Annotated in this window: 9 protein-coding genes; 7 read left to right on the forward strand and 2 right to left on the reverse strand. The window is 39.7% G+C overall.

Going from position 1 to position 15000, the window contains the following annotated elements; all coding sequences use genetic code 11:
- The first annotated feature begins 19 nt into the window (after positions 1 to 19).
- The 6 genes from rpoB to MLC35_RS01700 all read left to right on the forward strand — a co-directional run bounded on the left by rpoB (position 20) and on the right by MLC35_RS01700 (position 12784).
- On the forward strand, positions 20 to 4165 hold the full coding sequence (rpoB, locus tag MLC35_RS01675; RefSeq protein ID WP_434637497.1) for a DNA-directed RNA polymerase subunit beta: 4146 nt from the start codon (positions 20 to 22) through the stop codon (positions 4163 to 4165).
- A complete protein-coding gene (gene rpoC, locus MLC35_RS01680; RefSeq protein WP_151901148.1) occupies positions 4158 to 8678 on the forward strand; it encodes a DNA-directed RNA polymerase subunit beta' in 4521 nt (1506 codons plus the stop codon). Before rpoB ends, rpoC begins: the two co-directional genes overlap by 8 nt.
- Before the next feature lie 275 nt (positions 8679 to 8953).
- Positions 8954 to 9328, forward strand: a complete 375-nt coding sequence (rpsL, locus tag MLC35_RS01685; RefSeq protein WP_151901147.1) for a 30S ribosomal protein S12 — start codon at positions 8954 to 8956, stop codon at positions 9326 to 9328.
- A 108-nt stretch (positions 9329 to 9436) separates the two neighbouring features.
- On the forward strand, positions 9437 to 9904 hold the full coding sequence (rpsG, locus tag MLC35_RS01690) for a 30S ribosomal protein S7 (RefSeq protein WP_226067598.1): 468 nt from the start codon (positions 9437 to 9439) through the stop codon (positions 9902 to 9904).
- A gap of 11 nt (positions 9905 to 9915) precedes the next feature.
- Positions 9916 to 12006, forward strand: coding sequence for an elongation factor G (gene fusA / locus MLC35_RS01695; protein WP_151901145.1), 2091 nt, complete (start codon positions 9916 to 9918; stop codon positions 12004 to 12006).
- A gap of 109 nt (positions 12007 to 12115) precedes the next feature.
- Positions 12116 to 12784, forward strand: a complete 669-nt coding sequence (locus tag MLC35_RS01700) for a hypothetical protein (RefSeq protein WP_434637499.1) — start codon at positions 12116 to 12118, stop codon at positions 12782 to 12784.
- On the opposite strand, the gene MLC35_RS01705 is transcribed toward MLC35_RS01700, so the two are convergent.
- Positions 12771 to 13484, reverse strand: coding sequence for an arginyltransferase (locus MLC35_RS01705; protein ID WP_434637501.1), 714 nt, complete (start codon positions 13482 to 13484; stop codon positions 12771 to 12773). The genes MLC35_RS01700 and MLC35_RS01705 overlap by 14 nt on opposite strands.
- Before the next feature lie 53 nt (positions 13485 to 13537).
- Here MLC35_RS01705 and MLC35_RS01710 point away from each other — a divergent pair, with 53 nt between their 5' ends.
- Positions 13538 to 13861 carry a hypothetical protein gene (locus MLC35_RS01710; RefSeq protein ID WP_434637503.1) on the forward strand — a complete coding sequence of 108 codons (324 nt, stop codon included), beginning with the start codon at positions 13538 to 13540 and terminating at the stop codon, positions 13859 to 13861.
- Here the strand turns inward: MLC35_RS01710 and prfB are convergent.
- Positions 13858 to 14955, reverse strand: coding sequence for a peptide chain release factor 2 (gene prfB / locus MLC35_RS01715; RefSeq protein ID WP_346389251.1), 1098 nt, complete (start codon positions 14953 to 14955; stop codon positions 13858 to 13860). The genes MLC35_RS01710 and prfB overlap by 4 nt on opposite strands.
- Between the last annotated feature and the right edge of the window lie 45 nt (positions 14956 to 15000).

Consider the following 15000-nt stretch of genomic DNA (forward strand, 5'->3'; position numbering starts at 1 on the left):
CAACTTATCGAGGTAGCCTATGTTAAACACTTTATATTCCGGAAACCGTCTTCGTATAGACTTCTCTAAAACTCCTCAAGAAATTGAAGTACCAAATTTACTCCAACTGCAACAAAGCTCATATGATACATTTTTAATGTTAAATGCAAAAGACAGAGCGACAAGCGGTATTGAAAAAGTTTTTCAATCTGTTTTTCCTATTCATGATGCACAAAACAGATTAACTGTTGAATATATCGGTTCTGAAGTCACGAACCCAAAATATACCGTTCGTGAATGTATGGAAAGAGGACTTACCTATGCAGTAAGCCTTAGAATGAAAACACGCCTTATTTTGTGGGACAGAGATGAAAACACAAAAGAAAAACTTGGTGTAAAAGATATAAAAGAGCAGAGTATATTTGTTCGTGATATTCCGCTTATGACCGATAGAACTTCTTTTATTATCAACGGTGTTGAACGCGTTGTAGTCAACCAGTTACACCGATCACCTGGTGTTATCTTTAAAGAAGAAGAGTCAACTACTGCAGGAAACAAATTAATTTATACCGGACAGATTATTCCTGACCGCGGTTCATGGCTCTATTTTGAGTATGATCCTAAAGATATTCTCTATATGAGAATCAATAAACGTCGTAAAGTACCTGTAACAATCATGTTCCGTGCTTTGGGATATTCCAAACAGGATATTTTAAAACTCTTTTACCCGATTCAGACAATAAAAATCAATGACAATACTTTTTCTATGGATTTTAATCCTAAAGATTATGCAACACGTATCTCTTATGATTTGGTTGATATGAACGGTAAAGTGCTTGTTGCTGCAGGCAAAAGACTTTCAAGCAAAAAAGTACAAAAACTTTTAGATGACGGTGTGAAAGAAGTTCAGTATCCTTTGGAAATACTCTTGGACAGATATTTGGCTGAGCCTATCATTGACCCGGAAACAGGGGAAGTGTTATTTGATACAATGACACATATAGATGAGACCAAATTAAAGAAAATGGCTGAAATCGGCGTAACAGAATTCAAAATTGCCAATGATATTGCCGAAGGTGTTGACAGTTCTATTATCAACGCATTCAATGCCGATACAGATTCTCTGAAGCTTTTAAAACAGACAGAAGATATTGAAGATGAGAATGATTTGGCTGCGATTCGTATCTACAAAGTGATGCGTCCGGGCGAGCCTGTAACCAAAGAGGCTGCAAAAATATTTGTAAACCAGCTTTTCTTTGATCCTGAGAGATATGATTTGACTCAGGTTGGTCGTATGAAAATGAATCACAAACTTGGAATGAATATTCCTGAGTATGTGACTGTTTTAACACACGAAGATATTATAGAGTCTGTAAAATATGTTATTAAAGTAAAAAACGGACAGGGTCACCTGGATGACAGAGACCACTTGGGTAATCGTCGTATTCGTTCCATCGGTGAATTATTAGGAAATGAATTACATAACGGTCTTGTGAAAATGCAAAAAGCAATTCGTGACAAGCTCTCTACTATGAGCGGACCGATGAATGAGCTTATGCCTCATGATTTGATTAACTCAAAAATGATTACCTCTACAATCATGGAATTCTTTTCAGGCGGTCAGCTTTCTCAGTTTATGGACCAGACAAATCCACTCTCTGAAGTGACACACAAACGTCGTCTTTCGGCTCTTGGTGAAGGCGGTCTTGTCAAAGAACGTGCCGGGTTTGAAGTACGTGATGTCCATCCTACACATTATGGCAGAATCTGTCCTGTTGAAACGCCGGAGGGACAAAATATCGGTCTTATCAATACACTTGCAATGTATGCAAAAGTAAACGAGCATGGATTTATTGAAGCTCCTTACAAAGTAATGAAAGACGGAAAAGTTACTCATGAAATAGTTTATCTGACGGCAACACAGGAAGAGGGTAAAAAAATTGCCGCAGCTTCTAACAAACTGGATGAAAACGGCCAGTTTATTGAAGACCTGATTGCTGTAAGACAGGACGGAGAAATCCTTTTACGTGATCCCAAAGAGTGTGAATATGCAGATCTCTCTTCACAGATGGTTGTCGGTGTAGCCGCGTCACTGATTCCGTTCTTGGAGCATGATGATGCCAACCGTGCACTTATGGGATCAAACATGCAACGTCAGGCAGTGCCTCTTTTACGTGCAAATGCACCAATGGTCGGAACGGGCGTTGAAAAACTGGTTGCCCGTGATGCATGGGAATGTGTCAAAGCAAAACGTGCCGGTAAAATTGAAAAAGTTGACGGTAAACACATTTATGTGATGGGTGAAGAAGACGGCGAAATCTTTATTGATTATTATCCGTTACAAAAAAATCTTCGAACCAACCAAAACACCTCTTTTACACAAAAACCGATTGTAAAAGTCGGTGAAATGGTAAAGAAAAACCAGATCATTGCCGATGGTCCAAATATGGACAAAGGGGAACTGGCGCTTGGTGTCAATGCAATGGTTGCTTTCATGCCATGGAACGGATATAACTTTGAGGATGCCATAGTCATCTCAGAACGTTTAATCCGTCAGGATGCATTTACCTCGGTACATATTTATGAAAAAGAAGTCGAAGCCCGTGAATTGAAACACGGTGTCGAAGAGATTACCCGTGATATCCCGAATGTTCGTGATGATGAACTGGCACATCTCGATGAATCAGGTATTGTCAAAATCGGTACAAATGTCAAAGGCGGTATGATTCTTGTCGGAAAAGTTTCTCCAAAAGGGGAAGTGAAACCAACACCGGAAGAGCGTCTTTTACGCGCAATTTTTGGCGAAAAAGCCGGTCATGTCGTCAATAAATCACTCTACTGTCCGCCGTCAATGGAAGGGGTGGTTGTAGATATTAAAGTATTTACAAAAAAAGGTTATGACAAAGATCCTCGTGCATTGGAACTTGAAAAAGAGGAGAGAGACTACCTTGAACGCGAGCATTATGACAGACTTATTATGATAGATAAAGAAGAGATGCTTCGTGTGACAAAACTTCTCACCCGTGAACCGTTGCAGAGTGACATCAAAATAGGTGATACCGAGTATAAGGCCGGAGAAAAAATCAACGGAGATGATTTAAAAGAAGTAAACCGTTTTGCTATGAATGCAATCGTCAAATCTTTTTCACAGGAGATTCAGGATGAGTACAACAAAACGAAAAGTCATTTCCAGAAGCAAAAAAGAGTTTTCAGAGATGAACATGAAGAGAAACTCACTATATTGGAAAAAGACGACATTTTACCAAACGGTGTTGTGAAGTATGTAAAAATCTATATAGCAACAAAACGTCATCTCAAAGTCGGTGACAAGATGGCCGGACGTCACGGAAACAAAGGTATTGTTTCTATTATAGTTCCTGAGGTAGATATGCCGTATATGGAAGACGGACGTTCTGTTGATGTCTGTTTGAATCCGCTTGGTGTACCTTCTCGTATGAATATCGGTCAGATTTTGGAAATGCACCTCGGTATGGTAGGTCGTGAACTCGGCGATCAGATACAGGCAGAGTTTGACTCAAAACAAAAAGACTATATACAAAATCTTCGTGCAAAAATGATCGAAATAGCTGATGTTGCAGGAATGATGAAAGCTTCTGAAATTATCGGAAATATGAGTGATGAAGAGTTTCTGATCCATGCAAGAGACTGGGCCAAGGGTGTTAAATTTGCTGCACCTATTTTTGAAGGGACAAATGCTGAAGAGTTTGAAAAACTCTACAAACTGGCAAATATGGATGCTGACGGCAAACGTGTACTTTATGACGGAAAAACCGGTGAGAAGATGAAAGAGCGTGTCAATGTCGGTTACATGTACATCTTAAAACTGCATCACCTGGTAGATGAAAAGATCCATGCCCGTTCAACCGGACCATACTCGCTTGTTACACAACAACCGGTTGGTGGTAAAGCACTCTTTGGTGGTCAAAGATTCGGTGAGATGGAAGTCTGGGCACTTGAAGCATATGGTGCTTCAGCAGTTCTAAAAGAGATGTTGACTATCAAATCAGATGATGTTGATGGTCGTGTACGTGCTTACAAAGCACTTACAAAAGGTGAATTGGTACCAGAATCTGGTATTCCTGAAACACTATTTGTATTAACAAAAGAGCTGCAGGCATTGGCTCTTGATGTAGATATTATGGACGAGGTAGAAGACGATGAGTAAATTAGTACCGGTAGAAGTAACAGAAGACAGCAGACCAAAAGATATAAAACAGCTCCAGTTCCGTTTGGCATCCCCTGAAAAGGTAATGTCATGGAGTCACGGAGAGGTTAAAAAGCCAGAAACTATTAATTATCGTACTTTAAAACCTGAGCGTGACGGTTTGTTTTGTGCAAAAATCTTTGGACCTGTAAGGGACTATGAGTGTCTTTGCGGCAAGTATAAAAAGATGCGCTATAAAGGTGTGGTATGTGAAAAATGTGGTGTTGAAGTAACATCTACAAAAGTACGTCGTACACGTATGGGACACATTGAATTGGTGACTCCGGTTGCACATATATGGTATGTAAGTTCACTGCCTTCTCGTATCGGTACGCTGCTTGGTATCAAAATGAAAGATTTAGAGCGTGTACTCTATTATGAAGCGTATATCGTTGAAGAGGGCGGAGAGTCCTATTATGATGCAGAGGCTAAAACTCCGGTTTTAAAATATGATGTTTTAAATGAAGAGCAGTACCGTACACTTGTGCAGAGATTTGGTGAGCTTGGTTTCAAAGCCCGTATGGGTGGTGAAGTGATTCGTGATTTATTGGATTCTATTGATTTGGTTGACCTTTTTACTAACTTAAAAGAAGCGATTGGCGAAACAAAATCTGAGGCAAAGAAAAAAACGATTAACAAACGTCTGAAAGTTATTGAGTCATTTTTAAATTCAGGCAACAACCCTGCCTGGATGATGCTGACTGTGCTGCCGGTTCTCCCACCGGATTTACGTCCGTTGGTATCACTTGACGGCGGTAAGTTTGCCGTATCTGATGTAAATGATTTATATCGCCGTGTTATTAACCGTAACCAGCGTCTTAAGCGTCTTGTAGAACTTGAAGCACCTGAAATTATTGTCAGAAACGAAAAGCGTATGTTACAGGAGTCAGTAGATGCACTTTTTGACAATGGTCGTCGTGCAAATGCGGTAAAAGGCGCAAACAAACGTCCTTTGAAATCTTTAAGTGAAATCATTAAAGGAAAGCAGGGGCGTTTCCGTCAGAATCTTCTTGGAAAGCGTGTTGATTTTTCCGGACGTTCTGTCATTGTTGTCGGACCAAGTTTGCGAATGGATGAGTGCGGACTGCCGAAAAAAATGGCACTCGAACTCTTTAAGCCGCATTTGATTGCCAAACTTGAAGACAAAGGTTATGCAACAACGGTAAAAGCTGCCAAAAAAATGATAGAAGAAAAAACAAATGAAGTTTGGGAGTGTCTTGCAGAGATTGTTGACGGGTATCCGATTATGCTTAACCGTGCACCGACACTGCATAAACTTTCTATTCAGGCGTTTCACCCTAAACTGATAGACGGAAAAGCAATTCAGCTTCACCCATTGGTTTGTGCGGCATTTAATGCCGACTTTGACGGGGATCAGATGGCTGTACACGTACCGCTTTCTTCTGCTGCTATAGCTGAATGTAAAGTGCTGATGCTGGCTTCTATGAACATTTTGCTTCCTGCATCCGGAAAGGCTATTGCTACACCTTCTCAGGATATGGTACTTGGTATTTACTATCTTTCACTTGAGAAAAACGGTGTGAAGGGTTCTAACAAACTTTTTGCAAATGTTGATGAGATCCGAATTGCTTTAGAGCATGATGCACTTGACTTGCACGCAAAGGTTAGAACACGTGTTGACGGACGTATTATTCACACAACTGCAGGTCGTCTTTTGATTAAGGCTATTCTTCCTGATTTTGTTCCGGCTGAGCTTTGGAACAAAGTAATGAAGAAAAAAGCTATTAATGAGATTGTTGATTATGTACAAAAACACGGGGGAATTGGCATCACTGCATCTTTCCTTGACCGTTTGAAAGATTTGGGTTTCAAGCATGCGACAGAAGCCGGTGTGTCAATTTCAGCGGATGATATTCGTGTGCCTGATATGAAACCTGCAAAAATTGCAGAGTCTAAAGCAAGAGTCATTGAGATTCAAAAACAGTTTGAAGCGGGACTTTTGACTGAGCAGGAACGTTACAATAAGATCATTGATGTCTGGACAGATACAAACAATACACTTGCAGCAGAAATGATGCAACTTGTACAGACGGACAAAGACGGTTTTAACTCTATTCATATGATGGCAGATTCCGGCGCTCGTGGTTCTGCAGCGCAGATTCGCCAGCTTGCCGGTATGCGTGGTCTGATGGCTAAGCCTTCTGGAGAGATCATCGAGACACCGATTATTTCTAACTTTAAAGAGGGTCTTAATGTCATTGAATACTTTATTTCAACACACGGTGCGCGTAAAGGTCTTGCAGATACGGCACTTAAAACTGCCAATGCAGGGTATTTGACTCGTAAACTTGTTGATGTTGCACAGAATGTTAAAATTGTTGAGCATGACTGTCATACGCACGAAGGGATAGAGATTTCTGATATATCTGATCAAAATACATTGATAGAATCATTGGAAGACAGACTCAACGGTCGTGTTCTTGCGGATGATGTTATTGACCCTATCTCCAATGAAATTCTTTATGCTGAGGGAACACTTTTAGATGAAGTTTCTGCAAAAGTTATTGCTGAGTCAGGTATCAAAACAGCAGTAATCAGAACACCGACTACATGTAAAAGCGAAGAAGGTGTATGTGCCTTGTGTTATGGTGTGAACCTTGCTACCGGATATATTGTTCGTCCTGGTGAAGCGATAGGTATTATTGCGGCACAGTCTATCGGTGAGCCTGGTACACAGTTGACACTGCGTACGTTCCACGTTGGTGGAACGGCATCTTCTACTGCACAGGAACGTCAGGTTGTTGCAGAAAAAGAAGGTTTTATACGTTATTACAACCTTAAAACGTATAAAAACAAAGAGGGTAAAAATATTGTTGCCAATCGCCGTAATGCGGGTGTTTTACTGGTTGAACCAAAAATCAAAGCACCGTTTGCGGGAACTGTTGAGATTCAGACGATTCATGATGAAGTCATTATCAGTGTAAAATCCGAAGATGAAACTGTTCGTTATTCACTGCGTAAGCTTGAAATAGCGAAGCCGAATGAACTTGCGGGAGTCAGCGGACAGATTGAAGGAAAATACTATTTCCCTCATAAAAACGGGGAAAAAGTCGAGGCACTGGATTCTATTGTTGAAACAATTAAAGACGGATGGAACGTACCTAGCCGTATTCCGTATGCATCAGAACTTTTAGTTGATGACGGTGCACCTGTTACGAAAAAGATTCTTGCAAAAGAAGAGGGTACTGTGAAGTACTTCTTGCTCAAAGGGGACTACCTTGAGAGATTTGAAGGCCTGAAGTCAGGATATGAAGTTGTAGAAAAAGGTCTTTTTGCCGCTGTAATTGATACAAACAACCGTGAAGCGATTCGTCATTATATTGCACGCGGTTCAGTTATTGTAACAGATGACAATGAAAGTGTAGACAGAGATACAGTTATTGCGAAACCTTCCTCTGATGAATCAGTTGTGATCGCCGAATGGGATCCGTACTCTAACCCGATTATTTCAGAAGCTAACGGTGTTGTGAAATATGAAGATATCATTGTCGGAACAACTGCGAGTGAGCAGCTTGATGAGTTGACCGGTAAAACGCGTTTGATGATTAATGACCACATCTCTTCAGAGTATAAGCCTGCAATAGTACTGGCAACAGAAGACGGAGAACTTTTGCGTTATGCAATTGAGCCAAAATCATCTGTGTATGTTGCTGACGGTGCTGAAGTGAAAGTGGCTGACATATTGGCAAAAACGCCAAAAGCATTGCAAAAATCATCAGATATTACCGGGGGTCTTCCACGTGTATCTGAACTTTTTGAAGGTCGTCGTCCTAAAGCAACCGCACTGATTTCTGAAATTGACGGTGTGGTCAGCTTTGGAAAACCGCTTCGCGGAAAAGTAAGAATTATTGTCAGCAATGCAGACAACGGAATTGTAAAAGAGTATTTTGTTGACAAATCACATGAACCGGTTGTAAACCCTGGCGACTTTGTGCATGCCGGTGAGCGATTGACTACGGGTATTTTATCTTCTCATGAACTTTTACGTATCATGGGTGTCAAAGCACTGTATAACTATCTTGTGTCTGAAGTACAGCAGGTATATCGTTCTCAAGGGGTTAACATTGCCGACAAACACATTGAAGTCATCTTTACCCAAATGTTGCGTCAGGTAAAAATTGTAAAATCCGGCGATACAAAATTCATAGAAGGTGATTTGGTTTCCAAGGTGAAATTTACTCAGGAAAATGAAAAGATTATGCGTCTTGGCGGTCGTCCTGCGATTGCTGAACCGTTCCTGGTCGGTATTACTCGTGCGGCAGTTTCAGCTGACTCTATTATTTCAGCGGCATCATTCCAGGATACTACGAAAGTATTGACAGAAGCGGCAGTTTCGGCAAAAGTTGACAATCTTGAAAACCTGAAAGAAAATGTTATTATCGGCCGTACTATTCCTGTTGGAACCGGTATCTACAAAGATCAAAATATAGAATTTGAGATTGAAGAAGAGTAACCTCTTCTTTCAACTCTCATAACACATTTACCCATCCACCTTCCACATTATTAATTTATACTTAAAATAAGCTAACTTTAATTACAATTTCTGTATTATTTCGTGTCTATAATTCTCTCGATTATGACTTCTTATCTCAAAAAACTTTGTTTTTTGTAGCTTTAGGGGGTTGCAGGGACATTTGTCTCTGCCGTTATAATGGGCTTTTGCTCATTATAGATAAAGTAAAAGAGAATTTTATTCTACTGGAAAAAAATTAAGTAAAAAGGAATTGTATGCCTACAATCAATCAATTGATTCGTAAAGAGCGTAAACGTGTGATTAAAAAATCAAAATCACCTGCTCTTGACTCATGTCCACAGCGTCGTGGTGTATGTACACGTGTTTACACAACTACACCTAAAAAACCTAACTCGGCTTTAAGAAAAGTTGCGAAAGTCAGACTGACTTCCGGTTTTGAAGTTATCTCATATATCGGTGGTGAAGGTCACAACCTTCAAGAACACTCTATCGTACTTGTACGTGGTGGTCGTATTAAAGATTTACCTGGTGTGAAGTATCACATCGTTCGTGGTGCACTTGATACTGCCGGTGTTGCTAACCGTATGGTTGCCCGTTCTAAATACGGAACTAAGAAACCGAAAAAATAATCTGAGATTATTTTTTTAATATATAAATTCAATAGCTACAGGATTAATCTTTAGTGATTAATTTTGAGTAAATTTGAAGAATACAAATTGAAGTAAGGAAAATTACAAATGAGAAGAAGAAAAGCTCCCGTTCGTGAAATTATGCCAGATCCTGTTTATGGAAGCAAAATTTTAACGAAATTTATTAACAAAATCATGTTAGATGGTAAAAAATCTACAGCTGAAAAAATCATCTACAGTGCAATGGACATCATTAGCTCTCGTGGAGAAAAATCAGGAATAGACACATTTAATGAAGCTATTGAGAATATCAAACCTATTATAGAGGTTAAAAGTCGCCGTGTCGGTGGTGCTACTTATCAAGTTCCAGTAGAAGTACGCCCGGTGCGTCAGCAGTCTCTTGCAATCAGATGGTTGGTTGATGCAGCTCGTAAACGTAATGAAAGAACAATGGCTGAGAGATTGGCAAATGAATTCATGGATGCTGCATCAGACAAAGGTTCAGCATTTAAGAAAAAAGAAGATACATATAAAATGGCAGAAGCTAATAAAGCATTTGCTCATTACAGATGGTAACAGGATAACATATGCCAAGAAGTCATAAATTAGAAGATGTAAGAAACATCGGTATTGCTGCACATATTGATGCGGGTAAAACGACAACAACAGAAAGAATTCTTTTCTATACTGGTGTTGAGCATAAAATCGGTGAGGTCCATGACGGGGCTGCTACTATGGACTGGATGGAACAAGAGCAGGAGCGTGGTATTACGATTACTTCTGCTGCGACTACCTGTGAGTGGAACGGAAAACAGATAAATATTATCGATACTCCGGGCCACGTTGACTTTACTATTGAAGTTGAGCGTTCTATGCGTGTACTTGACGGTGCTGTTTCAGTATTCTGTGCTGTTGGTGGGGTACAACCACAATCAGAAACAGTTTGGAGACAACGTAACCGTTATAAAGTTCCGTCTATCGTTTTTGTAAACAAAATGGACAGAACAGGTGCAGACTTTTATGAAGTTGAGCGTCAGATTCGTGATCGTCTTAAAGGGAATCCTATGCCTTTTCAGCTGCCTATCGGTGCTGAAGACAAGTTTGAAGGTGTTGTTGATTTAGTTAAAATGAAAGAGATTGTCTGGGATGAAGATGCTGCGATGGGTTCAAACTACCATGTACAGGATATTCGTCCTGAGTTACAGGAAATTGCAGACGAATACAGAGAAAAAATGCTTGAGACTTTAGCTGAAGTTGAAGGCAATGATGATTTTGCTGAAAAATTCCTTGAAGGCGAAGAAATTTCTGAAGAAGAGATCAAAGCGGCTATCAAATCTGCAACAATCGGCATGGCTGTTGTTCCGATGACTCCGGGTACTGCATTTAAAAACAAAGGTGTTCAGACTCTGCTTGACGCTGTTGTTGACTATCTTCCTTCACCGGTTGAAGCACCGCCAATCATGGGTACTATGATGGATGATGAAGAAAAAGAAGTTGTTGTTGAATCAACTGATGACGGCCCTTTTGCTTCACTTGCTTTCAAAATTATGACTGACCCGTTTGTGGGTGTTCTTACATTTATCCGTGTATACCGCGGTTCTTTAGAATCAGGCTCGTACGTACACAACACGACAAAAGACAAAAAAGAGCGTATCGGCCGTATCTTGAAAATGCATGCTATCAAGCGTGAAGAGATCAAAGAGATATATGCCGGTGAAATCGGTGCCGTTGTCGGACTAAAATCAACAACTACCGGTGATACTTTATGTGATCCTGCTGAGAAAGTTGTACTGGAAAGAATGGACTTCCCTGAGCCGGTTATCTCTGTTGCGGTTGAGCCAAAAACAAAAGCTGACCAGGAAAAAATGGGTATAGCCCTTGGTAAACTTGCTGCTGAAGATCCGTCTTTCAGAGTACACACTGATGATGAAACAGGTCAGACTATTATTTCAGGAATGGGTGAGTTACACCTTGAAATTCTTGTTGACAGAATGAAACGTGAATTCAAAGTTGAAGCAGAAGTCGGTGCTCCGCAGGTTTCTTACCGTGAAACAATCAAGAAAGAAGTCAACCAGGAATACAAGTATGCAAAACAGTCTGGCGGTCGTGGTCAGTTTGGTCATGTATTCTTGAAAGTGAAGCCGGGTGAGCCTGATTCTGGTTTTGTATTTCACAACGAAATCAAAGGGGGAACTGTTCCAAGAGAATATATTCCTGCTGTTGAAAAAGGTTGTGAAGAAGCGATGCAGGCAGGTGTTCTTGCGGGTTATCCTATGGAAGATATTGATGTTACACTGTATGACGGTTCTTACCATGATGTGGATTCAAATGAAATGGCGTTTAAACTCGCTGCTTCAATGGGATTTAAAGAAGCCTGTCGTAAAGCAGATGCTGCTATACTTGAGCCGATGATGAAAGTTGAAGTTGAAGTTCCTGAAGAGTATATGGGTGATGTTATCGGTGACTTGAACCGTAGACGCGGACAGGTAAACAATATGAGTGACCGTGCCGGTAACAAAATTATTGATGCTTTTGTTCCACTTGCCGAAATGTTCGGTTACTCAACCGACCTTCGTTCTGCAACCCAGGGACGTGCAACATATGCAATGGAATTTGATCATTATGAAGAAGTTCCAAGAAATATAGCTGAAGAGATTCAGAAAAAACGTAACGGATAGTATTTTCGTTACAAACACTCCTTTCTTCTCTCTTTAACGAGAGAGGAGTCTTTCTTCTTTTAAAAATAAAATTCTGTTATAATGGTAAAAATTTTTCAGGCTGATTTGAATGCATAAAATACTACTTTTACTTATACTCGCTACACTGCTTGCGGCACAAAATCCAAAAGCTTTTTCTGCGCTTGGTGATATTGTTTACAATAATGTAGATAAAATTCAAAAGCTTGCAAATATAGATGAGTACGCACCGTACGAAAAGAAAATACAAGAGTATGCTACTGCTGTCAAAAAGTTGAAAAAAGAGGGTTTTTCATTGGATGAGGGAGCGGTTAAAGACAAGATGCGTTATCTAAACAGATTAAGAGAACTTTCACGAACAAATGATTTTTTTGTACGCTCTGTCAAAAGAAATTTGGATTTGGCAATCGAAAATGAAAATTCAAAACTTTTCACAAAACTGGCAAACAGCGGACTGATTGATGAAAAAAGAAGTAAAAGCAAGATACTCGATTACTATTTTGCACATTCTGATGATGTCAATACAACAGGAATAATACAAAAATATTTGGATGAAGATAAAAAACTACAGGCAAAAAAAGAGCGTAAAAAAAGCCTGCTGCAACGAAAAAAAGAACGAGAATTGGAAAAAATTCAAAGAATCAGAAAAAAAGACAAACTCGAACAGCAAAAACTGGAAGAGCAACTTAACAAAGAAGTACAAAAGAAAAAGTTACAAATTAGAGAAGAACAAAAAAAAGAGCTCTCTAAGACCATATAAATTTTTCGTGTTCGTGCGGTCTGCCTTGAAGCGTGAGGTAAGGAGTATACTGGGCTTTATAAGAAAGAGAAGGGCATCCTTCTACATAGTACCCCAAATATATCCATTTTTTGTTTGTATTTTTAGCATATTTTATCTGATTATACAGGGAAAGTTTACCTAAGGAGTACTGGGCATAATCCGGATCATAATAAAAATAGATTGATGATATTCCGTTTTCAAGAATATCTATCAAATCTACTGCAATAAGCTTTTGCTGATCATAATACAGTACTTCATAACCAAAGTCAGCATGGCCTGTGACAAAAGAGTTATAGTAGTGCTGTGCAGTTGTCGCAGAGTAGTCCCACCCTTTTTTATCATGCATATAAAGATGGTACTTTTCAAACAGTTCAAGGTGCTCCTGGGTTACACTCGGTACCTGTATGTAAGAAGTAATATCTTTGGATTTTTTGATAACTCTTTTTGCAGATTTGCCGAATGCATAGTTTTCTACATCAATTTTAATACTCTGGCATTCTGTACATGTAGTGCATATGGGTCTAAAGTACATTTTTCCAAAACGACGGTATCCTCGTTCAATCAGGGCTTCACAAGATTTGGAGTCACAGTTGTTGATCACTTTATAGTGTGTAGTTTGTTTTTTGCCGCTCAGATAGGAGCACGTATCATCAAGTAAAAATTCTTTAAGTAGATTCATACCGGGATTTTGACATAATTTGCTTTAGAAACAGCAAAAGAAAAAGAGAGAAGATGGAATTTTTTTTAAAACATAAGATTGTTATTTTAAGGTCAGTTGGCATATTCATGTTTTTTATCGGTTTTGCAGTACATTTTTGGACGACACCCAAAATCGCAATGAGTGCAAATGAGGTAGCTGCAGCCAATGTTGCAAGAATTGAAGCCAGTGTTTCAGGGCATCTGCCAGGTGTAAAAAAAGCTAAACCGGACATAGCCACGTTCAGGGAGTCTTTAGTAAGTGCACAGCAACAGCAAAAAAAGTATCTTACGATTTTTGCAATGCTGCTTGGAGTATTGTTTCTAGGCTACAGTTTTATAAAAAAAGAGCAAGACTAAGTACGGTTCATAGCTATTAAAACACCCTCAATCATTGTATCAATATCTCCGTCCAGGATACCAGAGACATTAGAGTAGGCTTCATTGCTTCTTGTGTCTTTGATTTGCTGGTAAGGCTGCATAACATAGGAGCGTATCTGATGCCCCCAGCCTATTTCACTTTTGGCGATACCTGCTTCTTTTGCTTTTTGTTCTTCAAGTTCTAATTCATAGAGGCGGGATTTGAGCATTTTCATGGCTGTTGCTTTGTTTTTGTGCTGGCTTCTGTCATTTTGGCACTGTACGACAACACCTGTGGCGATATGGGTTAGGCGTATGGCAGATTCGGTTTTGTTAACATGCTGTCCGCCTGCACCGCTTGAGCGGTAGGTGTCAATGCGTATGTCTTTGTCTTCTATGGTAATGTCTATATCATCATCAATTTCGGGAGAGACCATAACAGAGGCAAAAGAGGTATGACGTTTGGCATTGGAATCAAACGGTGAAATTCTTACAAGTCTGTGAATACCGTTTTCAACCTTGAGATACCCATAGGCATTCTCCCCCTTTATAAGTATGGAGACATCTTTGATGCCTGCTTCATCTCCTGCCTGGTAATCCAAAACTTCTACTTTGAAGCCGCGCCGCTCTGCCCAGCGTTTATACATTCGCAGCAGCATCTCCGCCCAGTCCTGGGACTCTGTTCCTCCTGCACCGGGATGAATAGAGAGAATGGCATTGTTGGCATCGGTTTCACCGCTTAGCAGGACTTCGATTTCCATATCACGAATCTGTTTTTCCAAATTTGGCGCATCTTCGTAAAGTGCTTCGAGTGATTCTGTATCATTCTCTTCTTTAGCCATTTCATAAAGTTCTTTTGCGTCATCAACAGCATTTTTGGCAGTATTGTATTTGTCAAGTTTTCTTTGAAGCTGAGTTTTTTCTTTTTGTATTTTTGCGGCATAAGCAGCATCGTTCCAAAAATCCTGGTCATTTTCCATAGTCTCAATCTCTTTGAGTCTCTTGTGGATTTTTTCCGGTTCGACAACCTCGGTAATGTTTTTCATTTTTGCATCAATATTTTTTAAAAGTTCTGTGTATTCGTAGTTATCCATATTCCATCACTTAGGGGCATTAAATTTGTTATAATTGCGATTATA

It is taken from the genome of Sulfurimonas sp. NW7 (genome assembly GCF_051132265.1).
Classification (GTDB): Bacteria; Campylobacterota; Campylobacteria; order Campylobacterales; family Sulfurimonadaceae; genus Sulfurimonas; species Sulfurimonas hydrogeniphila.